Raw genomic sequence first — 343 nt, 5'->3', positions numbered from 1 at the left:
TGTATCCCGATACTGAAGAAAACCAGCTTGCCAAGAGTTTACTTGGAAAAAAAATAACGCTAAATGGTGCTAGTCGATGAGTAAGGAAACAGCTGATATTTCGTCAAGCCCAGGCTTAATTCTCCGGACTGCACGAGAAGAGTTAAAATTTTCTATCGACCATGTTGCACATGATCTTCACCTAAGGGCAAGTGTTGTGCAGTCAATGGAGAATGAAGATTATGACGACTTCAGTAGCGATGTTTTCTTAAAAGGTTATTTTCGCTCTTATTGTCGTTTGGTTAACTTGCATGAAGAGCGAATGGTTGAGCTGCTTGAGGTTCAGTTACGTACTCGCAAGAAT

Annotated in this window: 1 protein-coding gene; it reads left to right on the top strand. The window is 40.8% G+C overall.

Translation table 11 applies throughout. The features are described 5' to 3' along the window. Window positions 1-76: 76 nt before the first annotated feature. The coding region (locus A3729_RS10225) for a RodZ family helix-turn-helix domain-containing protein (RefSeq protein ID WP_197475760.1) at window positions 77-343 on the top strand (267 nt) is incomplete at its 3' end.

The organism is Oleiphilus sp. HI0043, from assembly GCF_001634935.1.
The sequence above is the reverse complement of the archived record's forward strand: the minus strand, read 5'-3'. Positions and strand labels throughout refer to the sequence as shown.